Source organism: Sinomicrobium weinanense, assembly GCF_018863395.1.
Lineage (GTDB): Bacteria > Bacteroidota > Bacteroidia > Flavobacteriales > Flavobacteriaceae > Sinomicrobium > Sinomicrobium weinanense.
The window spans coordinates 459,161-481,034 of the sequence record NZ_JAHKRR010000001.1; the positions used below are offsets into that span (position 1 = coordinate 459,161).

At 45.6% G+C, this 21,874-nt stretch carries 16 protein-coding genes; 10 read left to right on the forward strand and 6 right to left on the reverse strand.

The window, feature by feature from the left end; genetic code table 11:
- Positions 1-32 precede the first annotated feature (32 nt).
- Entirely contained in the window at positions 33-2,717 is a 2,685-nt protein-coding gene (locus KN811_RS01985) for a TonB-dependent receptor (RefSeq protein ID WP_187966142.1), read from the reverse strand.
- A gap of 230 nt (positions 2,718-2,947) precedes the next feature.
- Between KN811_RS01985 and ychF the strand changes: the two genes are divergently transcribed.
- The 3 genes from ychF (at position 2,948) to KN811_RS02000 (ending at position 8,872) form a co-directional block, all read left to right on the forward strand.
- The gene (ychF, locus tag KN811_RS01990) at positions 2,948-4,039 is read left to right on the forward strand and encodes a redox-regulated ATPase YchF (RefSeq protein WP_187966141.1); all 1,092 of its coding nucleotides are present in this window, start codon (positions 2,948-2,950) and stop codon (positions 4,037-4,039) included.
- 258 nt (positions 4,040-4,297) lie between these two features.
- The gene (locus tag KN811_RS01995) at positions 4,298-6,154 is read left to right on the forward strand and encodes a DNA topoisomerase IV subunit B (protein WP_187966140.1); all 1,857 of its coding nucleotides are present in this window, start codon (positions 4,298-4,300) and stop codon (positions 6,152-6,154) included.
- 90 nt (positions 6,155-6,244) lie between these two features.
- Complete coding sequence (locus KN811_RS02000) at positions 6,245-8,872, forward strand: DNA gyrase/topoisomerase IV subunit A (protein WP_187966139.1); 2,628 nt, start codon at positions 6,245-6,247, stop codon at positions 8,870-8,872.
- 241 nt (positions 8,873-9,113) lie between these two features.
- Here KN811_RS02000 and KN811_RS02005 read toward each other — a convergent pair whose 3' ends face one another.
- On the reverse strand, positions 9,114-9,434 hold the full coding sequence (locus KN811_RS02005) for a YegP family protein (RefSeq protein WP_187966138.1): 321 nt from the start codon (positions 9,432-9,434) through the stop codon (positions 9,114-9,116).
- Between the two features lie 238 nt (positions 9,435-9,672).
- Entirely contained in the window at positions 9,673-9,996 is a 324-nt protein-coding gene (locus KN811_RS02010) for a YbaB/EbfC family nucleoid-associated protein (protein ID WP_187966137.1), read from the reverse strand.
- A gap of 215 nt (positions 9,997-10,211) precedes the next feature.
- On the opposite strand from KN811_RS02010, the gene KN811_RS02015 reads away from it, so the two are divergent.
- From KN811_RS02015 to KN811_RS02030, 4 genes are all read left to right on the forward strand, one after another.
- Positions 10,212-12,344, forward strand: coding sequence for a S9 family peptidase (locus KN811_RS02015; protein ID WP_187966136.1), 2,133 nt, complete (start codon positions 10,212-10,214; stop codon positions 12,342-12,344).
- A 74-nt stretch (positions 12,345-12,418) separates the two neighbouring features.
- Positions 12,419-13,471 (forward strand): cysteate synthase, encoded by a 1,053-nt coding sequence (gene capA, locus KN811_RS02020; protein WP_187966135.1) that lies wholly within the window; start codon positions 12,419-12,421, stop codon positions 13,469-13,471.
- A gap of 158 nt (positions 13,472-13,629) precedes the next feature.
- Positions 13,630-14,889: a cysteate-C-fatty acyltransferase gene (gene capB, locus KN811_RS02025; RefSeq protein WP_187966134.1), complete on the forward strand. Its 1,260-nt coding sequence runs from the start codon at positions 13,630-13,632 to the stop codon at positions 14,887-14,889.
- A 172-nt stretch (positions 14,890-15,061) separates the two neighbouring features.
- Positions 15,062-15,754: a nitroreductase family protein gene (locus tag KN811_RS02030; RefSeq protein WP_187966133.1), complete on the forward strand. Its 693-nt coding sequence runs from the start codon at positions 15,062-15,064 to the stop codon at positions 15,752-15,754.
- Positions 15,755-15,803: 49 nt separating this feature from the next.
- On the opposite strand, the gene KN811_RS02035 is transcribed toward KN811_RS02030, so the two are convergent.
- Together KN811_RS02035 and KN811_RS02040 are read right to left on the reverse strand one after the other, a co-directional pair.
- On the reverse strand, positions 15,804-16,388 hold the full coding sequence (locus KN811_RS02035; RefSeq protein ID WP_187966132.1) for a YceI family protein: 585 nt from the start codon (positions 16,386-16,388) through the stop codon (positions 15,804-15,806).
- A complete protein-coding gene (locus tag KN811_RS02040; protein ID WP_187966131.1) occupies positions 16,358-16,738 on the reverse strand; it encodes a hypothetical protein in 381 nt (126 codons plus the stop codon). Before KN811_RS02040 ends, KN811_RS02035 begins: the two co-directional genes overlap by 31 nt.
- Before the next feature lie 299 nt (positions 16,739-17,037).
- On the opposite strand from KN811_RS02040, the gene cmk reads away from it, so the two are divergent.
- Complete coding sequence (cmk, locus tag KN811_RS02045; protein ID WP_187966130.1) at positions 17,038-17,733, forward strand: (d)CMP kinase; 696 nt, start codon at positions 17,038-17,040, stop codon at positions 17,731-17,733.
- A gap of 149 nt (positions 17,734-17,882) precedes the next feature.
- On the opposite strand, the gene KN811_RS02050 is transcribed toward cmk, so the two are convergent.
- Positions 17,883-18,266 (reverse strand): LysM peptidoglycan-binding domain-containing protein, encoded by a 384-nt coding sequence (locus tag KN811_RS02050; RefSeq protein WP_187966129.1) that lies wholly within the window; start codon positions 18,264-18,266, stop codon positions 17,883-17,885.
- A 430-nt stretch (positions 18,267-18,696) separates the two neighbouring features.
- Between KN811_RS02050 and KN811_RS02055 the strand changes: the two genes are divergently transcribed.
- Both KN811_RS02055 and recN read left to right on the forward strand, forming a co-directional pair.
- Positions 18,697-19,872, forward strand: coding sequence for a proline dehydrogenase family protein (locus KN811_RS02055; RefSeq protein ID WP_187966128.1), 1,176 nt, complete (start codon positions 18,697-18,699; stop codon positions 19,870-19,872).
- Positions 19,873-20,204: 332 nt separating this feature from the next.
- Positions 20,205-21,860 (forward strand): DNA repair protein RecN, encoded by a 1,656-nt coding sequence (recN, locus tag KN811_RS02060; RefSeq protein WP_187966127.1) that lies wholly within the window; start codon positions 20,205-20,207, stop codon positions 21,858-21,860.
- Positions 21,861-21,874 lie beyond the last annotated feature (14 nt).

Here is a 21,874-nt window from a genome sequence, read left to right on the forward strand (position 1 = left end):
TTGTTTATTTCGGTCCATATGGAATGCTGTTGCTAAAAGTTAAAATTCAGCCGGGCATAGTAAAAAGCTCCGCTAAAACCCATTTGTACGGAATCCCAGTACCCGCCGCTTTCTGACCAGTCGTCCTGTTGGGAAGGGTATATGTTAAAAAGGTTGTTGCTCCCGATATTGAGTTTCAGGTTTTCGCAAAGCCGGAAACCGAGGTTGAGGTCGGTGATGACCTTTGTGTCGTAGGTGTCCGTAGCTTCCGTGATCTGGTGTTCGAAACTGTCGAAGTCTTCCAGGGGCTCAAACATTTGCCAGTCCAGAAGTTCGATCTCACTGAAGCGGGTAAAGGCCAGGTTGGCATCAAACCATTTTATGCCGTAGTTAAGGCTCAGGTTGAATTTACTGTCCGGAGCAGAAGCGAGCAGGAAGGCCTTGTCCCTTTCCCCGAAAAATATCTGCTCGTCCAGTTCGCCGTGATTTACCTTTTTTATCTTCATATCGTTGATATTCCCGGTAAGTACAGCAGAAAACCTGCTTTTATCAAAGTGTTTTTTCCAGGACAGGATAATGTCCAGTCCTTTGGTTTCGGTATCTACCCCGTTGACAAAGAACTGTGCGAGCTCTACATTTTCTATTTGTGGCGCAGGGAAATTTCCGGTGAGTACGATACGGTCGTCCACACTGATCCAGTATCCGTCAATAGTAGCTGTAAATTCACCAAAACTGGCGGTGACCCCGGCAGCCGCATTCACCGCTTTTTCTTCTTTGAGGTCATCTATTCCGAAAGATTTTGTCACCGGGCTGTTGTTGGGTGAGAGCAAGGTCTCGACCGCCTGTCCGCCCTGGAAATCGGTAAACCGGAGATTGTAATAGATTTGTGCAAGAGAAGGTGCCCTGAACCCGGTACTTACGGATGCCCGAAGGTTTATGTTATCAGTGGCCTTAAACCTGGCGGCCAGTTTTCCGTTCAGGGTACTCCCGAAATCGCTGTAATTTTCAAATCGAGCTGCAGCGGCCACCAGAAAACTTTCCGACAGGTCAAATTCCCCGTCGGCGTAGAGGGAAAAGTTCGATCGGTTGCGGTCTATCTCGTTCGCCGGCCCATAACCCGGAAATCCCTGGGAACCACCGGGACGGGTATTTCCGGTAACAGGGTCGACGGGAAGGGTTTGGTTGGCAGGATCGGTGACCACAACACCGTTTTCGTCATAAGTGGCCCAGGAGCCTTCTTCCCCGGCGAATATTTCGAAATTCTCGGTGCGGTATTCCAGTCCGAAGGCCAGGTTCATACCGTGAAGGATATGGTCGTAGTACCTGGAAAAATTGACACTGGTGGTATTTTGACTCAGGCTGTGCCCCCCGGCATCAAAATCGGTAGGAGAGATCTCTTGCAGGGAGGCATTTAATGTCCCCTTTATAAAATAGTGAAAGTTATTCTTTCCCCAGGTATTGTTAAAGTCTATTTTCCAGCCACTGCCGGTTTCGGTCCGGATACCTGCCGAAACGGAATTATCTGTAATGTTAGATGTTATCCTCGGGGTAAAACCGTCCGGATATATTTCGGTAACGTTCCTTTCCGTGGGGTTGTTCCGGGTAAAGGCATAGGCATCGGTATCGCGATAATTCCTTCCCCCGAAGAGGTAGATCTCGGTTTTGTCTGTGACCGGAACGGCTGCGTTTACCATAACATTAAATCCTTCTATGGCAGCTTCGCCAAAGCCTTTTCGAAAGTCGAACGTAGGGCGCAGGGTCTTGTTTTTGTTGATATATTCTGTGGTGATATTGGCAAAACCACTTTCTCCGATGTCGAAGCCGTAGTTGGCGGCCACCTTGACGCTTCCGCCGTCGAAATCCTTGTCCTTTCCGATCTGGTTGCCGTCTTTTTCGGTGTCGAGCCGGTATCCGTCCGTGTTCCACATGCCATATTCGCCAAACTGGTCGAAATCCCCGTCCGCATTAGTGTTGTAGGCACCGTAGCTTATGCTTCCTGTGAGTTCGTCGATATTGTCCTTCAGAACAATATTGATCACCCCGGCAATGGCATCCGAACCGTATTGTGCCGAAGCGCCATCCCTGAGTATTTCAATGCGCTTGATGGCCGCGGCGGGGATGGCGTTGAGGTCGGTACCGGTATTTCCGCGTCCGCGGGTACCGAAGATATTGATCAGGGACGACTGGTGCCTTCTTTTGCCGTTGATCAGCACCAGGGTCTGGTCCGGGCCCAGGCCCCGGAGCGATGCGGGGTCTATATGGTCTGCCCCGTCCGAACCGGATTGTTTGTTGGCATTAAAAGATGGTGCTACGTATTGCAGGAGTTGGGTAACCTCGATCTGACCGGTCTTTTCGGTGACTTCGGCGAGGTCTATCACATCGACGGCGACCGGGGTGTCCGTAGCTGTCCGTTTGGGGCTTCTCGATCCCACGAGCTGGATCTCGTCCAGCATTACTCCTTCGGAAAGTGAAACGTCAATATTATTTTGGCCGGTCACGGATATTTCCGCTGTGGAAAAACCGATATAGCTGAATATCAGTATGGCCTCTTCGGGGACTGTGATCTCGTATTTGCCGTCAAAGTCAGTAGTAGTACCATTTGTTGTTCCTTTTTCTACAACGTTTACTCCGGCCAGCGGAGTGCCTCCTTCGTTGGTGACCGTACCGGAAACGGTTTTTTGGGAGTGGGCAATGTGTAAGCCGGCGATCAGGGAGAACAATAAGTAAAGTTTCTTCATGGTTTATAATGTTAGTGTGTTGTTTTAATGTTAAAAATATGTAAATAATATTTATGTTTTAACTATTTTAAAGTGTAAATTTCTTTTTTGCTCGGGCAGATTGTAAAAAATAAAAAGGGAGGGTTGTTTTTTTGTGCTTTGTTTTCGGGTGAAGAAGTTTATTATGGAAAAGTGTATTCAGAAATAATGGTTATTTCCCCTTATATTTGCAGTCGCAAAAAAATAAAAGAATGAAAGCCGGAATCGTAGGATTGCCCAATGTGGGAAAGTCAACCTTGTTTAATTGTTTGTCCAATGCCAAGGCACAGAGCGCCAATTTTCCGTTCTGCACCATAGAGCCGAACCTCGGGGTAGTGAATGTGCCGGACAGCAGGCTGGAAAAGCTGGAGGAATTGGTAAATCCCGAAAGGGTATTGCCCGCCACGGTAGAAATAGTGGATATTGCCGGCCTGGTCAAAGGGGCCAGCAAAGGAGAAGGGCTGGGAAACCAGTTTTTGGGTAATATACGGGAATGCCATGCTATAATCCATGTGCTGCGCTGTTTCGACAACGGCAATATTGTACATGTGGATGGCAGTGTAGACCCGGTACGGGACAAGGAGACCATCGATATGGAATTGCAGCTCAAGGACCTGGAAACGGTAGATAAGCGCCTAGAAAAAGTAAACCGGGCGGCAAAAACCGGGGATAAGGATGCCCAGAAAGAACAGGCGGTACTGCAAAAGTTCAAAACGGCACTGGAGAGCGGCATTTCGGCCAGGGCGGTAGAAGTGAACGAAGAAGAAGAGGAATTGATTAAAGGTTTTCAGTTGCTTACGGCAAAACCCATCCTTTACGTGTGTAACGTGGATGAGGCCTCGGCAAAAGACGGCAATGCCTATGTGGAAAAGGTGAAAGAGGTGGTAAAGGACGAAAATGCCGAGATCATTGTGCTGGCCGTGGCTACCGAAGCAGATATAGCCGAACTGGAAGACTATGAAGAACGGCAAATGTTCCTTCAGGACATAGGACTGGAAGAACCCGGGGTTTCCCGGCTTATAAGGACGGCTTACAAACTCCTGGACCTGCAGACCTATTTCACGGCCGGGGTCAAGGAAGTCAGGGCGTGGACCGTTAATGTAGGTGCTACGGCACCACAGGCCGCGGGCGTGATCCACACCGATTTCGAAAAAGGATTTATCCGTGCCGAGGTCATTGGTTATGACGATTACGTTACCTACGGCAGTGAAGCCAAAGTGAAGGAAGCCGGGAAAATGCGGGTGGAAGGTAAAGAATACGTCGTTAAGGACGGCGATGTGATGCACTTCCGGTTTAATGTATAAATGGGTGTTCTGGTGATCTGGAGGGAACACCCCCCTGTATCCCCCTCAAGGGGGGAGCTATTCCTCCTTTTATGCGAAATTGTTCTTATACTAAAACAACCTCCCCCTTGGAGGGGAGGGGGGATCCGCAAACCCGTATACCCGAACACCCGATAATCAACAATATTGCCACTCCGGTTGTTGATTAATTTAATTTTTACGTCTTTCATAATTTAGGCGGAGTTCCTATATTAGCGTCAGAACCAAACTTCTTATAAAATGTCGCAAACGTCTCAGTATACCGAAGAAAATATACGTTCACTCGATTGGAAAGAGCATATAAGGATGCGTCCCGGGATGTATATCGGTAAACTGGGAGACGGTTCCAGCGCGGATGATGGTATCTATATCCTTGTGAAAGAGGTATTAGACAACTGTATCGACGAATTTGTGATGGGGGCCGGAAAGACCATTGAGATCAGTGTACAGGGCAATAAGGTTATTGTGCGCGACTACGGAAGGGGGATCCCCCTCGGAAAAGTGGTAGATGTGGTCTCCAAGATGAACACGGGGGGGAAATACGACTCCAAGGCCTTTAAAAAATCCGTAGGGCTCAACGGTGTGGGTACCAAAGCAGTGAATGCCCTTTCTTCCTACTTCCGGGTAGAATCTACCAGGGATGGCAAATCGAAATCTGCCGAATTTGAGACCGGTAACCTGGTCAATGAAGAAGAACTTGCCGAAACGTCCAGGAGAAGGGGGACCAAGGTGTCCTTTATACCGGATGAGACCATATTCAAGAACTATAAGTTCCGGAACGAGTATATAGAGCGAATGCTCAAGAATTACGTATATCTCAACCCTGGACTGACCATAGTTTTTAACGGAGAGAAATTCTATTCGGAGAACGGGCTCAAGGACCTGTTGGAAGACAATAACAATATGGAAGATATGTTGTATCCCATCATTCATCTGAGGGGAGATGACATAGAGGTGGCTGTGACCCACAGCAAAACACAGTATAGCGAAGAATACCATTCTTTCGTAAACGGCCAGAACACTACCCAGGGAGGGACACACCTGTCTGCTTTCCGCGAGGCCGTGGTAAAGACCGTCCGGGATTTCTACGGGAAGAGCTATGACGCTTCCGATATCCGGAAATCCATTATTGCTGCAGTATCTGTCAAGGTGATGGAACCTGTCTTTGAAAGCCAGACCAAAACCAAGCTGGGATCGACCGATATGGGAGAGGGCCTGCCCACGGTAAGGACCTTTATCAATGATTTTATAGGTACACAACTAGACAACTACCTTCATAAGAATCCGGAAACCGCAGAAAAGCTGCAACGCAAGATATTGCAGGCCGAACGGGAACGGAAAGAGCTGTCCGGTATCAGAAAACTGGCCCGGGAACGCGCTAAGAAAGCCAGCTTGCACAACAAGAAGCTCAGGGACTGCCGGGTGCACCTCACCAATATGAAGCACGACAAGAGGCTGGATTCCACCCTGTTCATTACAGAGGGAGATTCTGCTTCCGGTTCCATTACCAAGTCCAGGGACGTCAATACCCAGGCCGTGTTCAGCCTCCGGGGAAAACCACTGAACTCCTACGGGATGAGCAAGAAAGTAGTCTATGAGAACGAAGAGTTCAATCTCCTGCAGTCTGCGTTGAATATCGAGGAATCTTTTGAAGACCTTCGCTACAACAATATCGTGATCGCTACCGATGCCGATGTAGACGGTATGCACATCCGCTTGCTGCTCATTACGTTTTTTCTGCAGTTTTTCCCCGAGCTCATCAAGGAAGGGCACCTTTATATATTGCAAACCCCGTTGTTTCGCGTAAGGAACAAAAAGGAAACCATATATTGCTATAACGAAGAAGAAAAACAGGCAGCTATAAACAAACTAAAGGGAAAACCCGAAATAACCCGGTTTAAGGGGCTCGGTGAGATCTCCCCCGACGAATTCAAACATTTTATAGGAGACGATATACGGCTGGATCCGATTATGCTGGATAAGGCCATGTCCATAGAGAGCCTGCTGGAATTTTATATGGGCAAGAACACACCCGACAGGCAGGAGTTCATTATTAACAATCTCAAAGTGGAACTGGACCTGATCGAGGAAGAATAACGTATGTCGTTACAAGTATCCCCCCAGTATATCCGACTATTTTTTTCAACAAAAGACTAACCGTATCGTAAAGTTTATAAATCTCTGTAAATGGAGGAAAATACAGAACATCAAGACCTGAACAACGAAGAGGCGAATGCAGATTCCATTACCCGGGTAACGGGCATGTACAAAGACTGGTTTCTGGATTACGCTTCGTATGTGATCCTGGAACGCGCTGTTCCGGCCATAGAAGATGGTTTTAAACCTGTGCAACGCCGTATCCTGCATTCCATGAAAGAACTGGATGATGGACGATACAACAAGGTGGCCAATATTGTAGGGCACACCATGCAGTACCACCCGCACGGCGACGCCAGTATAGCAGATGCCATGGTGCAGGTAGGGCAGAAGGACCTCCTGATCGACACCCAGGGAAACTGGGGTAACATACTCACGGGAGACAGTGCTGCAGCATCCCGTTATATTGAGGCACGATTATCCAAATTTGCCCTCGAAGTCGTCTACAGTCCCAAGATCACCGAATGGCAGCAGAGTTATGACGGACGTAAAAAAGAACCCGTTAACCTGCCTGTGAAATTTCCGCTGTTGCTGGCACAGGGAGCAGAAGGGATCGCCGTGGGGCTTTCTACCAAGATACTCCCGCATAATTTTATAGAACTTATAGACGCTTCCATAAAACACCTCAAAGGAAAATCCTTTAAGCTCTATCCCGATTTTCCTACCGCGGGCATTATGGATGTGTCTAATTATAACGACGGTATCCGCGGGGGACGGGTAAGAGTGCGGGCAAAAATAGCACAGGTAGAAAAAAATACCCTGGCCATTACACAGATCCCTTTCGGCTCCAATACATCATCATTGATAGATTCCATCCTCAAGGCCAATGAGAAGGGAAAGATCAAGATCAAGAAGATTGAAGACAATACTGCGGCAGAGGTAGAAATACTGGTGCACCTGCCTTCCGGCCTTTCTCCGGATAAAACCATTGACGCGCTGTATGCGTTCACGGCCTGCGAAACTTCCATATCTCCCCTCGGCTGTGTTATTGAAGATAATAAACCGCTGTTTATCGGGGTTTCCGAAATGTTGAAGCGGTCTACGGATTATACGGTGCAACTGCTGAAACAGGAACTGGAAATACAGCTGCAGGAACTCGAAGAGCAATGGCATTTCGCTTCCCTCGAACGTATTTTTATCGAAAACAGGATCTACCGGGACATTGAAGAAGAAGAAACCTGGGAAGGTGTTATAAGTGCTATTGACAAGGGGTTGCAGCCTCATATAAAACACCTGAGGCGCCCGGTGACCGAAGAAGATATTGTAAGGCTCACCGAGATCAGGATAAAACGGATCTCCAAATTTGATATAGACAAGGCACAGCAGAAGATCGATGCCCTGGAAGATGAAATAGCACAGGTTAAACACCACCTGGAACACCTTGTGGACTATACTATCGATTATTTTGGCAGGCTGAAGAAAACCTATGGGGAAGGCCGGGAACGAAAAACAGAGATCCGGGTATTCGACGATATCGAGGCGACCAAAGTGGTGATCCGCAATACCAAACTCTATGTAAACCGGGCAGAAGGCTTCGTGGGAACATCCCTCCGCAGGGACGAATACGTATGCGATTGCAGCGACATAGACGATATTATCGTGTTTACCGGGGAAGGAAAGATGGTGGTGACCAAAGTGGAGGCCAAGACCTTTATCGGGAAGAACATCATCCATGTTGCTGTATTCAAGAAAAAAGACAAGCGAACGGTTTACAATCTTATCTATAAGGATGGTAAAGGCGGCGCAAGCTATATAAAACGATTCCATGTCACCGCGGTTACCAGGGACAGGGAATACGACCTGACACAGGGTAAAAAGAACTCCGATATCCTCTATTTCTCGGCCAACCCCAACGGGGAAGCCGAAATGGTTACCATATTCCTGCGGCAGGCAGGCAGTATTAAAAAGCTGAAATGGGACCTGGATTTTGCCGATATCATTATTAAAGGCAGGCAGTCCAAGGGAAATATTGTCACCAAATATGCTGTAAAACGGGTAGAGCTGAAGGAAAAAGGGGTCTCTACGCTCAAACCAAGAAAAATATGGTTCGACGATACCGTGCAGCGCCTCAATGTAGATGGAAGGGGAGAACTTCTCGGTGCGTTCAGGGGCGATGACAGGCTGCTTATCATTACGCAGTCCGGAATGGCGAAGACCATATCACCAGATCTTTCAACACACTTTGACGACGATATGGTGGTCCTGGAAAAATGGAACCCCAAAAAGCCCGTATCCGCCATTTATTACGATGGAGAAAAAGAGCGTTATTTTATAAAGCGGTTCCTTGTAGAGAACGAGAACAGGGAAGAGCAGTTTATCACCGAACACCAGAAATCACAGCTCGAAGTAGTATCGACGGACTGGCGGCCGGTAGCTGAGGTGGAATTTGTGAAACTACGGGGAAAAGAACCCAAGGACAACCTGAAGATAGAGCTGGAAGATTTTATTGCCGTAAAAGGTATAAAAGCCCAGGGAAATCAACTTACTACCGACAAAGTGAAGCAAATAAACCTCCTCGATCCGCTGCCTTATGAAGAGCCGGAAGAAGTGGAGGCGGAAGATATGGATGTGGTGGACGAAGAAACTCTCGGTGAAAAAAAAGAGGCCGGGAACATGGAAACCTCCGGAAAATCCCAGATAAGCCTGGATTTTGAGTAATGTTGTGGAAAGGAAGAATCCCGGACTATGTGACTACAAACGAGGAACCCGGGAGTTTGTCATCAAGGGCAATACCACCGGTATTGCACGAAGGCATTAAAGGGATTTCTTCCAGCAAGGTTATAAAGGATATAAGGGGTGCTATCCGGGATAAAAGAGCAGAATAAAGAATTAGAGCATCCTCTTCAAAGAATGTCCTGAAAAACGACAAAAAAACCTAAAACCACTTGTTAACTGACGATTATGCCTCCCTGGTCTCTGCTTCGGGGGCATTGTTCTTTACAGAATCGATGCCGTTTTCCATACCTGCTTCCGAAGCGTACATCTGGCTTGTACCGATAATCTGTCCATTCCCGGCCTTGAGGTTAAAATAGAATTTTCCGTTCTTGGCCGTTTTTCTTTCAAACTTGGTTTCGTCCCGGGCGTTCTTTTTTACGGAGGCAACCCCGTTTTCCGCAGCGCTTTTACTGCTGTATGCTTCACTGCTCAGGATCACCTGCCCGTTTTTTGCTTTTAAAGTGAAGTGATAACCCCCTTTGGTATTCTTTTTTAACTCAAACATAGAAGGAAAAATTTTTTGGTTGTGATAGTAAATATAATAAAAAAGAAGAAAAGTCCGGTGTTAAATTATATCCGGACAAGGTGATGGAAGGATTGATAGGAGATTGATGATAGATTGAAGGAGATTGAAAAAGATTGAATCCAGGCAGCTATCGGAAAGTTGACCTTAAACCTTTCAACCTTCTTCAATCTTCCGGCGCAGCCGGATCAATCTCCCATCAATCTCCTTCAGGGCCGTGTTATTTGAACATATCCATCCCGGGAATGTTGGGCATTCCTTCCCTGGCTACGGAGGCCAGTTCGGCTTCATTGACCCTGGTGGCTTTTTCAATAGCCTTGTTGAGGGTGATGATGAGGTAGTCCTCCAGCTGTTCCCGGTCTTCCTGAAGGGAAGGGGCTATTTCAACAGCTTTGATTTCCCGGTTGGCCGTGAGGGTAACTTTAAGCAAACCATCACTTGAACTTTCGTCTATTAAAACATTGTCTAAGCGTTTTTTAGTCTCTTCGATCTTTTTCTGGGTCTCCTGAAGTTTACCCATGATCCCGGTAAGGTCTCCTAACATTATTTCTGAATTTTAAATAAAAATAAAGGCAAAATTATTAAATTGTACTGCTTTTAGGGCGAAAACATGATAAAATCGTTATGAAATAAACGTGAATAAATTTTAATCATTGAGTTGCAAAGATGGTTAAAATTTTTCATGTTAGAATGCAACGGTTCTATGTGTGCAACAAATTTTTTTCGCACGTTTTTCCCCGGGCAAAAAAAATCAAACACATGAAAAAAATAAGTGTTTTGCTTATTATATGTTTTATTTTTGCATCATCTTGTAAAAATGAAAATACTTCCAAAGTGACCAAAAACATTATCCCCCCTGTAGCGGAAAAGAAATCCACTTCCTTAAAAAAGCACGGTGACATACGAATAGACAATTACTTCTGGATGAACGAAAGGGACAACCCGGAAGTGATCGATTATCTCGAAAGGGAGAACGACTATAACGAAAAAATGACCGCCCATACGGCGCAATTACAGAAAGATCTTTTCGAGGAAATGAAATCGCGGATCAAGGAAGACGATGCATCTGTGCCTTATTTCTATAACGGCTACTGGTATATCACGAGATATGAGACCGGGAAAGACTATCCAGTATACACCCGCCGAAAAGGGTCGATAGATGCCGAAGAGGAGGTCCTTTTTGACTGTAATGAAATGGCCGAAGATCATTCCTACTTTCAACTGAAGGGTATCAACATCAGCCCTGATAATAAACTGGCGGCATTTGGTGTGGACACCGTGAGCAGAAGGATCTACACCATACAGGTAAAAAACCTCGAAACCGGAAAGATCTACCCCCTGGAGATCACCAACACTACGGGAGGAAGCACCTGGGGCAACGACAACAAAACCCTGTTCTACACTGCTAAAGACCCGAAGACCCTGCGTTCGGAAAAGATATACAGGCATGTCCTGGGATCGGAAAAGGCGGATGAGCTGGTATATCACGAAGAGGACGATACCTTCAATGCTTTTGTCTACAAGAGCAAATCCAGGAAATACATCATTGCCGGGTCTGAAAGTACCCTTACTTCGGAATACAGTATGCTCAGCGCCGACAAACCGGAAGAGGAGTTTAAAGTCTTCCAGCCCAGGGTAAGGGGGCTGGAGTATAGCATAGCCCATTATGAGGATCATTTTTATATTGTGACCAATGCTGACGGAGCTACCAACTTTAAACTGATGAAAACTCCGGAAGACAAGACCGCGAAAGAACATTGGAAAGATGTGCTCTCCCACCGGGAAGACGTATTGCTGGAAGATATTGATATTTTTAAGGATTTTCTCGTGGTCAGTGAACGGAGGGAAGGGCTCAATAAGATCCGTGTTATGCGATGGGATGACAGTGCCGACTATTACCTGCCCTTTGATAACGAGACCTATACGGCCTATACGACGGTCAATATAGAATTTGATACCGATACCCTGAGATATGGCTATAACTCGCTGACCACCCCGCTTTCTACCATAGATTTTAATATGGTAACGAAAGAGAAGGTGGTAAAAAAAGAACAGGAAGTACTGGGCGGTAAATTCGATAAGGGCAATTATACCTCAGAAAGGATCTGGGCTACGGGCAGGGACGGTAAGAAAGTGCCCGTTTCGCTGGTGTACAGGAAAGGGATAAAGAAAGACGGAAGCAACCCCTTGCTGCTTTATGGATATGGTTCTTACGGAGCTACGATAGACCCTTATTTTTCAACAGTGAGGCTCAGCCTGCTCGACCGCGGTTTTATCTATGCAATAGCTCATATAAGAGGAGGGGAATACCTCGGAAGGCCCTGGTACGAAGACGGTAAGCTCCTCAAAAAGAAGAATACCTTTACCGATTTTGTCGATTGCTCCAAATTCCTGATCCAAGAAAAATATACTTCTCCGCAACACCTATACGCCATGGGAGGTTCCGCAGGCGGATTGCTGATGGGAGCTGTGGTGAACATGGCCCCCGAACTTTACAACGGTGTTGTGGCAGCTGTGCCTTTTGTGGATGTGGTAACCACCATGCTGGATGAGTCCATACCGCTAACCACCGGGGAATATGACGAATGGGGAAATCCCAACGACAAGGAATATTACAACTATATAAAATCTTATTCGCCATACGATAATGTAAAGGCACAGGAATATCCCAACATGCTGGTAACCACCGGGTATCACGATTCCCAGGTGCAATACTGGGAGCCTGCAAAATGGGTGGCCAGGCTCAGAGAGCTGAAAACAGACGATAATATACTTCTTTTTCACACCAATATGGATGCCGGACACAGTGGGGCATCGGGGCGTTTTGAAATGTTAAAAGAGGTTGCCGAAGAATACGCATTTCTGTTAGATTTGGAGGGAATTAAAGAGTAATCAAAAAAAATAACTAAATTTGCTCGGTTTTTGGTTTTTTTAAAAAACCGACTTTGGAACCAAACACATGTTATATGGAACAAAAGATTAAGGCTTACAATAACGTATTAGAGCTTATCGGAAATACGCCACTTATAAAACTTAATACCATAACGGATTCCCTCAAAGGAAATTTTTATGCAAAAGTGGAAGCTCTGAATCCCGGTCACTCCACGAAAGACAGAATAGCCCTTTATATTATAGAACGAGCGGAGAAGAACGGAATATTAAAGCCAGGTGACACCATTATAGAAACAACCTCCGGAAATACCGGGTTCAGTATCGCGATGGTGAGTATTGTAAAAGGATATGATTGTGTTCTGGCAGTAAGTTCTAAATCCTCGAAAGATAAAATAGATATGCTCAGGTCCATGGGGGCCAAAGTATATGTGTGCCCGGCCCATGTCAGTGCTGACGATCCCCGTTCGTACTACCAGGTGGCCAGGCGTATGCATGAAGAAATGAAAGGATCGGTTTATATCAACCAGTATTTCAACGAGCTTAATATGGATGCCCACTACAATACTACGGGGCCCGAGATCTGGAAGCAGACCGGAGGTGCCATCACTCACCTGGTGGCATGTAGCGGAACCGGGGGCACAATATCCGGAACAGCCAGATACCTTAAAGAACAAGCTGAAAAGAACGGTACAAAAGTGAAAGTCATAGGAGTGGATGCCTATGGTTCCGTACTGAAAAAATATCACGAAACGGGAGAATTCGACTCCAAGGAAATATACCCTTACCGTATAGAAGGGCTCGGAAAAAATCTCATCCCCACAGCTACCGATTTCGATGTCATCGATAAATTTGTCAAGGTTACAGACGAAGAAAGTGCACATACCGCAAGAGAAATATCCAAGACCGAAGGCCTTTTTGTAGGATATACCAGTGGTGCGGTAATGCAGGCTGTAAAACAACTTTCCGCACAGGGGGAATTTGACGAGAAAAGCAATGTCATTGTGATCTTCCCCGATCACGGTTCAAGATATATGAGTAAAATATACAGTGACGAATGGATGCGGGGACAAGGGTTCTTTGATAGTAAAAACATTGAAGAGGAACAGAAAATAGAATACATAAAGTAAGAAATTTCTAAAAACATCCGCTAAAATGCGGATGTTTGTTTAAAACATGGGGAATAATAGTTCATATTTTCCCCGGGAGTTTTTGTTTTTGCATATTTAAAATATGTAATTTAGCCTGTTCGTGCTAAGGAAATTTTATTTTAAATTTTGAGATCTACATGAAGGATTTATTTGACAGGATCATTGAAAATAAGGGACCATTGGGAAAGTGGGCATCACAAGCAGAAGGATACTTTGTATTTCCGAAACTGGAAGGCCCTATTTCCAATAGAATGAAGTTCAACGGAAAAGAAGTTGTAACCTGGAGTATCAACGATTACCTGGGGCTGGCCAATCACCCCGAAGTACTGAAGGCAGATGCCGAGGCCGCTGCTGAACACGGAAGCGCTTACCCTATGGGGGCCAGGATGATGAGCGGGCATACCGATGTACACGAAAAACTCCAGAACGAACTGGCAGATTTCGTTAAGAAAGACGCAGCATATTTGCTGAATTTCGGCTACCAGGGAATGGTTTCGGCCATAGATGCCCTGGTGACCAAAGACGATATTATCGTTTATGATGTAGATTCTCATGCCTGTATCATTGACGGCGTGCGTTTGCATATGGGAAAACGTTTTACCTTTATGCACAACGATATAGAGAGCCTGGAAAAAAACCTGGAAAGGGCCACTAAGATCGCCGAGCAGACCGGGGGAGGGATACTCGTAATCTCCGAAGGGGTGTTTGGTATGCGTGGCGAACAGGGAAAACTGAAAGAAATAGTAGCCCTGAAGAAAAAATATAAATTCCGTCTGCTTGTAGACGATGCCCACGGTTTCGGGACACTGGGAGCCACCGGTGCCGGAGCTGGGGAAGAGCAGGGAGTGCAGGACGATATAGATGTTTACTTTGCTACATTCGCCAAATCCATGGCGAGTATAGGCGCTTTTCTGGCCGGAGACAGGGAGATCATTGATTACCTGAAATACAACCTGCGTTCGCAGATGTTTGCCAAGTCCCTGCCTATGATATTCGTAAAAGGAGCGCTGAAACGGCTCGAAATGCTCCGTACCATGCCCGAACTCAAAGGCAAGCTGTGGGAAAACGTAAATGCCCTGCAAAACGGCCTCAAGGCGCGTGGGTTTAATATAGGCAGTACCAATACCTGTGTAACCCCGGTATATCTCAACGGAAGTATCCCGGAAGCCATGGCACTGGTAAAAGACCTCAGGGAAAACTACGGTATTTTCTGTTCGATCGTGGTGTATCCCGTGATCCCGAAAGGACTGATACTGCTTAGGATGATCCCTACGTCTACACATACCCTGGAAGATGTAAACGAAACACTCGAAGCCTTTTCCGCCATCCGCGACCGGCTCGAAAACGGTACGTATAAAAGGCTTTCTGCTGCTGTTTCTGCGGCAATGGGAGAGTAACTACAACAACATATATTATATTGCAGAAAAGGTGCTGTTTTACAGCGCCTTTTTTTATGACCCGATACCCTAAAAAGTATGCGTATATATCGATTTTTACGTATCTTGGATAAAAATCGATGTCTCTTCAGAAGATCCGGAACTGCATTCCGGGTTGTGAAAACCACCAAAAATGGAAACAAAGCGACATATGTATATTCGCGGGTATAAACACATATCCTATGAAGCTCCTGTCTTTTCCGGGGAGGAAATGCAGAGCAGGAGCAGGAAATACTATAAATGGCTGGACAAACGCCGTTCTGTCAGGGAATTTTCCGAAAAACCCGTACCCCGCGAAGTTGTGGAGAATCTGATCAAAGCTGCTTCCACAGCCCCATCGGGAGCACATAAGCAACCGTGGACCTTTTGCGCTGTGTCTTCTCCCTCGTTGAAAAAAAAGATACGGGCTGCAGCAGAACAGAAAGAAAAGGAAAACTACGCGCACCGAATGAGTGAAAGCTGGAAAAAAGACCTGGAACCCCTGGCAACTGGCACCGACAAGCCTTTCCTGGAAACTGCGCCCTGGCTCATTGTGGTCTTTAAAAAAGTGCTGGACTATGGCCCCGATGGAGAAAAACGCAATAATTATTACGTAAACGAGTCTGTAGGAATAGCCTGTGGTATGTTGATCACGGCGATACACAATGCCGGCCTCGTTACCCTTACCCATACGCCCAGCCCCATGAATTTCCTTGCCGGAATACTGGATAGGCCGGACAATGAAAGACCGTTCCTGTTATTGCCTGTGGGCTACTCCGCACAGGAAGTATTTGTCCCGGACCTGCAAAGGAAAGAACTGAGTGAAATGGCCGTATTTTACGAATAGCAGGAGACCGGTATTTTTACCGGGATGGAGGTGTTTTTGTAGTGTAGCTTCAATGAAGCTCAAAATGTACATCTACCACGACCTCCCGGGCTATTTTGTTGCGTACGATCCCCGGTATTTTAATGCCGAAATCCCCGGGGGTAGTTGTAAAAGTAGAGTTGAGGATTATTTTATCGCCTGTCTTTCTCAGTGTTGCCGGGATATTCATCTCCTTTGTGGTACCCCTGACCGTCAATTCTCCCGATATGTGATATTTCTCCGGACGATCGCCCAGAGAAGCAGCGTTAAACTCCTCAATACGTCCCCGGAAAGAAGCCTTGGGGTAGTCGTCGGACATCACGTAGTTTTCGTTGAAATGCTCTTCCATAAGTGCTACTTTGAACCGGAAGCTCTTTATCAGTACAAGTGCGGCGAACTCTCCGGTGGAGGCTTCTAATACGGCAGAGGCACTTTTTGTTCTGGCATCTACTTCCTCGAAAGAAGGTACAGAGGCCTCGAAGTGTATTTCTCCCGTACGGGTGATGTATTTTTTCTGGGCTTGTAAAGATGGGATTGCCGATACCAGGAATATCGTCAGGAGACAGATCAGTACACCGGAGTGTTTTAATCTTCTATGAATCCCTGGTCTACCCATTCTTCGATAATATTTCTGTTCGCCTGGCTCATACGTCCCGTAGGAGGCATGGGGGAGCTGGTACTGTTTATCCGCGTCAGAAGCCCTCTGTTCTCAACAGCTTGTTTTACGGCGTTATAGGTAGTGAGGTGCATCGGCGCATTGTTTTGCGGGGGATCGGAATGGCAGCTCAGACAATTACTCTGTATGATGGGCTGCACATCATCGACATAGGTGACTTCTTCTCCCGGATCAGGATCGGGATCCGGGTCCGGATTAAGGTCGTCATCATTACTACTGGAGCAAGATATAGTGAGCAGCACTATAAAAAACGTACTACTTAAAACGGAAATAATACTCTTGGTCTTCATAATCTTGTAGTAGTTTTGGAGATTAATACAGTATGCGTTCATATATAAAATTAATAAAAAATTATGATTTATTATGTTTTTTATATATTAAAATTATCTATTTAACATTTAAAATTAAATAAACGTGTTGTTTTTATCTATGAAAAACCGGTGTAAAAGATTGTTTATAGTCAAAAAATAATGTGGTAAATAAGCGGGAATAAGGAGAGTTTTGTTTAATTTGTATATGCGAAAAATAGTGAACAAGGAACGAACTACCACTATTTGTAAATCTGGAAACCTTAACGGAAACAATTCGAATGGAAAAGATCATTATTGCCATAGACGGTTATTCTTCAACCGGAAAAAGTACCATAGCAAAACGCCTGGCCCGTGAATTAGGGTATATTTACGTAGATACCGGGGCCATGTACCGGGCGGTTACGCTTTTTGCCATGGAAAACGGCCTGCTGGACGGCGAAGTAGCAGACAGGGAAGGCCTTATCCGGAAGCTGGGCGATATCAATATACGCTTTGTGCTCAACGACGGGCTCGGGTATGCCGAAACTTTCCTGAACAATGTCAATGTCGAAGAAAGGATCAGAACGATGGAAGTGTCTAACCGGGTAAGCGGTGTGGCTGCTATTTCCGAAGTAAGGCATAAACTGGTGGAAGAGCAGAGAAAGATGGGAGAGGGCAAAGGGATCGTCATGGATGGCCGGGATATAGGCACCGTGGTTTTCCCGGATGCGGAACTGAAGCTGTTTATGACCGCGTCTCCGGAGATCCGTGCCACAAGAAGATATAAAGAGTTATTAGGAAAAGGAAAGGAAGTTACTTACGAAGAGGTCCTGGAAAACGTTATAGACCGGGATTATATAGACTCCCACCGGAAAGATTCACCCCTTATGAAAGCGCCCGATGCCATAGAGCTGGACAATACCGATATGGGTAAAGACGAGCAGTTTGAGCGTATTTACAATCACGCCATGCGGATTATAGCAGGAAAAAAGTAGAAAAAGAAATCCCGAATATTATTCCGATCCTTTGGTTTCGCCCAGGATAAACTTTAGGAGGAATCTCCATATGATGAGGTTCTTCGCTTTAGCCTGTCTTAAGCGGCAGTCGAAAGGATCGGAATAATATTCGGGATCTACAATCTTGGTCAGGATAATTTGGGAATCACCAGTTCCTGGTCCGGGTGAATGAGGTCCGGATTTTTCAGCTTGTCTGTATTGGCCTGGAAAATGGTGTTGTATTTAGAAGCATCCCCGTAGTATTGTTTGGCAATTTTGCCCAGGGTCTCTCCCTTCTGTACCACGTGCCTGTGGTATACCGAAGTGTCTTCTACACGTATATCTGCCTTGATATCCGTAGGTTGATTTCCTCCGATCTCCTTGATCTTGTCCCACAGGATGTTTTTCTCGTATTGTGTTTTTGTAGTGCCCTTTATTTTAAGGATGCCATCCACTTCTTCCACATTTCCGTTTTGTACCTGCAATTTTTCCCCCAGGTCCAGAACCGGCTGATATTTTGCTTTAACACTCATTGTTTTGTATTTTTAATAATTAGACATAGGACTTATTGAGCTTATTTAAACTTTTTGAATTGAAGCGAAAGGGGCATTTTACAGCTAATTTAAAAAAGTTTAGACAAGTTCATTAACCAAATATACGTATTTTGTGCAGTATTTTTTGTGTTAATGCTGTTGAATTATTGTTATAAAATGGATAAAATGCACGAAAACCCGGATTAAATAAAGGAGTTTGCAATACAAAAGTCCTTTATTGAAAAATATGCAATAATTTTTTCGGTGCTTTATGGTCGATTTTAAACAAATAAATTTATTTTCGTCCCGGGAAAAACAGCCCGTTTTATTTCTTTTGGCTGTTAATGCCCAACCTGTAAAAACAAAGGCCTTATGGGCACTAACTAATAAATCGATTTAACAAAGTGATCTTTTTAATGAAGTATTGTAAATGGAAAAAATTTTTGAAGACACAAAAACTGCCTTCGCCCTAAAGACCGATGCGGAACTCGAGAGGGCGTATTTTCTATTTAAGCTGATCGCCAATCAGCCTTTGGTACGGATAGGTACCGCAGTGACCAATTTTGCCATCAAGACCCATCTCCCGGTGGAGGGGCTTATACGGTCTACCGTATTCGATCATTTCTGTGGTGGTGTGAACGAAGAAGACTGCATGCCGGTCATTGACAAGATCTTTGAAAAAGGGGTGTGTTCTGTTCTGGATTATTCCGTGGAAGGAAAAGATGAGGAAAACCCGCTGGATGAGTCGCACAGGAGGGTTATCGACATCCTCAACTTTGTCAAGGAAAAGGAAGCTATCCCCTTTGCCGTATTCAAGCCCTCTGGCTTTGGCAGGTTTTCCCTGTTCCAGAAGATAAGCGAGGGTAAGGAACTCACCATACGTGAACAGGACGAGTGGGACAGGGTAGTCCACCGTTTCGATTCTGCCTGCAGAAAAGCCCACCAACTGGATGTATCATTGCTGATAGACGCTGAAGAAAGCTGGATGCAGGATGCTGCCGACGAGCTGATCACCGATATGATGCGCAAGTACAACAGAAAGAAAACCGTGGTGTACAACACGCTGCAAATGTATAGGTGGGACCGGATGGATTTCCTGAAAAAGCTGTGTAAACAAGCCGAAGAAGAAGGGTTTTATGTAGGGATAAAACTGGTGCGTGGCGCCTATATGGAAAAAGAGAACGAAAGAGCGGAAGAAAAGGGATATCCCACCCCGATCTGCCCTTCCAAGGATGCCACGGACAAAAACTTTAACGAGGCCCTGACCTATATGATAGACCATCTGGACCGTATGTCTATATTTGCCGGTACGCACAATGAAGAAAGCTCATACATACTCATGAAGCTCATGGAAGATTACAACATTGCCAAGGACGATCCCAGGATATGGTTTGGCCAGTTGTACGGTATGAGCGATCACCTTAGTTATAATCTCGGTGCCCGGGGATATAATGTGGCAAAATATATGCCTTTCGGACCTGTAAAAGATGTAATGCCCTACCTGATCCGAAGGGCAGAGGAAAATACTTCCGTAGCCGGGCAGACCAGCAGGGAACTGTCTCTTCTGAAAAAAGAAAGAAAGCGGAGAAAACTGGAATTTGTATAGATGGTGAGATGTGGGGGCTACATTTAAATAAAAATGTTTGGAACTGTTTGAATTTTGTTTGTGGAATATTTTAATCTGTAAGATTGAAGAAGATTGATAGGAGATTGGTGGAAGATTGAATCCCGGTAGCTCGGGAGATTGATCTTGAACATTTCAATCTCATTCAATCTCCCGGCATAGCCGGATCAATCTCCTGTCAATCTTTTAGCCAGGCCTCTGCCTGTTACCGTTTCATATAGAGAAAGTACATAATTTTTTTTTCACTGAGGGTTTAATGTGATTTTCAATGAAATAATTTTATGTACTTTTGAACAGTAAAAAACCATGGTGTATTGTTACTTTCACTTTCCATAAAGAACTATGCCCTCATAGACGACCTCAAAGTCCGTTTTGATCGTGGGCTGACGATCATCACCGGGGAAACCGGTGCCGGAAAGTCCATATTGCTGGGCGGATTATCCCTGATACTGGGCAAACGCGCAGACCTGAACAGTTTAAAGAACAAGGAGAAAAAATGTGTCATAGAAGCCGAGTTTTCCGTAGGGGATTACCACTTGCAATCTCTTTTTGAAAAACTCGACCTGGACTACGAGCCCCATACCATTATCCGCCGGGAGATATTGCCCAGCGGAAAGTCCCGGGCATTTGTAAACGATACCCCGGTGACGCTCGATGTGCTGTCGGCCCTGAGCCTTCGGCTTATAGATATTCATTCCCAGCACCAGACCCTGCAGCTCACCAATAACGATTTTCAGTTCCAGGTTATCGATGCCATAGCAGGGAACAAGGCCTTTATAGAAAGCTACAAGGTTAAACTTGCAGAATATTACAAGGCCAAGAAAGAACTTCAGGCGCTGATAGATTTTCAACAGGAAGCCGATAAAGAACAGGATTATAACTCTTTTTTGCTTAAGGAACTCCAGGAAGCCCGGTTGGAACCGGGAATGCTGGAAGAGCTCGAAGAGGCTTTTGAAAAATTGAGCAACGTAGAGGAAATAAAGGAAAAACTGGCTTTCTCTTCCCAGTTGCTAAGCGATGAACACAGTGGTATCCTGGTTAACCTCAATGTTATGCGAAATGCTTTGGGGAAACTCTCAGGATACGGCCCCAGGTTCGAAGAGCTGCAAAACCGTATCAATTCTGTATTCATAGAACTGGACGATACCTTCAATGAAATAGAGAACCTCGATGAAACCGTAGAGGCCAACCCGGAAGAGCTGGAACAGGTAAATGTAAGGTTGCAGCTACTCTATGACCTGCAGAAAAAGCACAATGCACTGGAAGTGGAGGAACTTATCCGGATACAAAAGGCACTGGAAGAAAAAGTGTCCGTGACGGAAAACCTCGAAAACGATATTAAAAACAAACAGCTCGAAGTCCTGAAACTCGAGGAAGAACTGGATAAACTGGCTGCCGGAATTCATGGCAACAGGGTGAAAGAAGGCCCGAAACTCAAAGAATACCTCGAAGGAGCGCTGAAGAAACTAGGCATGCCCAATGCTACATTCAAGATAGAGATTAGGCCTACCACCTCCTTTTTTGCCAATGGTAAGGACGAATTGCATTTTTTGTTCTCGGCAAACAAGGGCAGCGGTTACGGAGAGTTGAAAAAAGTGGCTTCGGGAGGGGAGTTGTCCCGGATTATGCTCTGTATAAAAGCCGTATTGGCCAGGTATGAAAAACTCCCCACCATTATGTTCGACGAGATAGATACCGGGGTTTCCGGAGAAGTCTCAGACAAAATGGGCGATATCATGCAGCAAATGGGGGAGAGCATGCAGGTGTTTGCCATAACCCACCTGCCGCAGATAGCTGCCAAGGGAGCGAAGCATTTCAAGGTGTATAAAGAAGATTCCGGAACAATGACCTCCACAGAGATCAAAGAGTTGTCTACGGACGAGCGCATCGTGGAGATCGCCGAAATGCTCAGCGGAAAGAATATTTCCGATTCGGCTATATCGCATGCGAGGGAATTGTTATTATTGTAGTTGTGTATAGTTGC

Excerpts from the sequence above, each read along its gene's own strand:
- KN811_RS02035 (WP_187966132.1), bottom strand. The coding sequence starts at position 16,388 with ATGGGTAGACCAGGGATTCATAGAAGATTAAAACACTCCGGTGTACTG.
- KN811_RS02000 (WP_187966139.1), top strand. The coding sequence starts at position 6,245 with ATGGAGGAAAATACAGAACATCAAGACCTGAACAACGAAGAGGCGAAT.
- KN811_RS02040 (WP_187966131.1), bottom strand. The coding sequence starts at position 16,738 with ATGAAGACCAAGAGTATTATTTCCGTTTTAAGTAGTACGTTTTTTATA.
- KN811_RS02010 (WP_187966137.1), bottom strand. The coding sequence starts at position 9,996 with ATGTTAGGAGACCTTACCGGGATCATGGGTAAACTTCAGGAGACCCAG.
- KN811_RS01985 (WP_187966142.1), bottom strand. The coding sequence starts at position 2,717 with ATGAAGAAACTTTACTTATTGTTCTCCCTGATCGCCGGCTTACACATT.
- capB (WP_187966134.1), top strand. The coding sequence starts at position 13,630 with ATGAAGGATTTATTTGACAGGATCATTGAAAATAAGGGACCATTGGGA.
- cmk (WP_187966130.1), top strand. The coding sequence starts at position 17,038 with ATGGAAAAGATCATTATTGCCATAGACGGTTATTCTTCAACCGGAAAA.
- KN811_RS02055 (WP_187966128.1), top strand. The coding sequence starts at position 18,697 with ATGGAAAAAATTTTTGAAGACACAAAAACTGCCTTCGCCCTAAAGACC.
- ychF (WP_187966141.1), top strand. The coding sequence starts at position 2,948 with ATGAAAGCCGGAATCGTAGGATTGCCCAATGTGGGAAAGTCAACCTTG.
- KN811_RS01995 (WP_187966140.1), top strand. The coding sequence starts at position 4,298 with ATGTCGCAAACGTCTCAGTATACCGAAGAAAATATACGTTCACTCGAT.
- capA (WP_187966135.1), top strand. The coding sequence starts at position 12,419 with ATGGAACAAAAGATTAAGGCTTACAATAACGTATTAGAGCTTATCGGA.
- KN811_RS02015 (WP_187966136.1), top strand. The coding sequence starts at position 10,212 with ATGAAAAAAATAAGTGTTTTGCTTATTATATGTTTTATTTTTGCATCA.
- KN811_RS02005 (WP_187966138.1), bottom strand. The coding sequence starts at position 9,434 with ATGTTTGAGTTAAAAAAGAATACCAAAGGGGGTTATCACTTCACTTTA.
- KN811_RS02050 (WP_187966129.1), bottom strand. The coding sequence starts at position 18,266 with ATGAGTGTTAAAGCAAAATATCAGCCGGTTCTGGACCTGGGGGAAAAA.
- KN811_RS02030 (WP_187966133.1), top strand. The coding sequence starts at position 15,062 with ATGGAAACAAAGCGACATATGTATATTCGCGGGTATAAACACATATCC.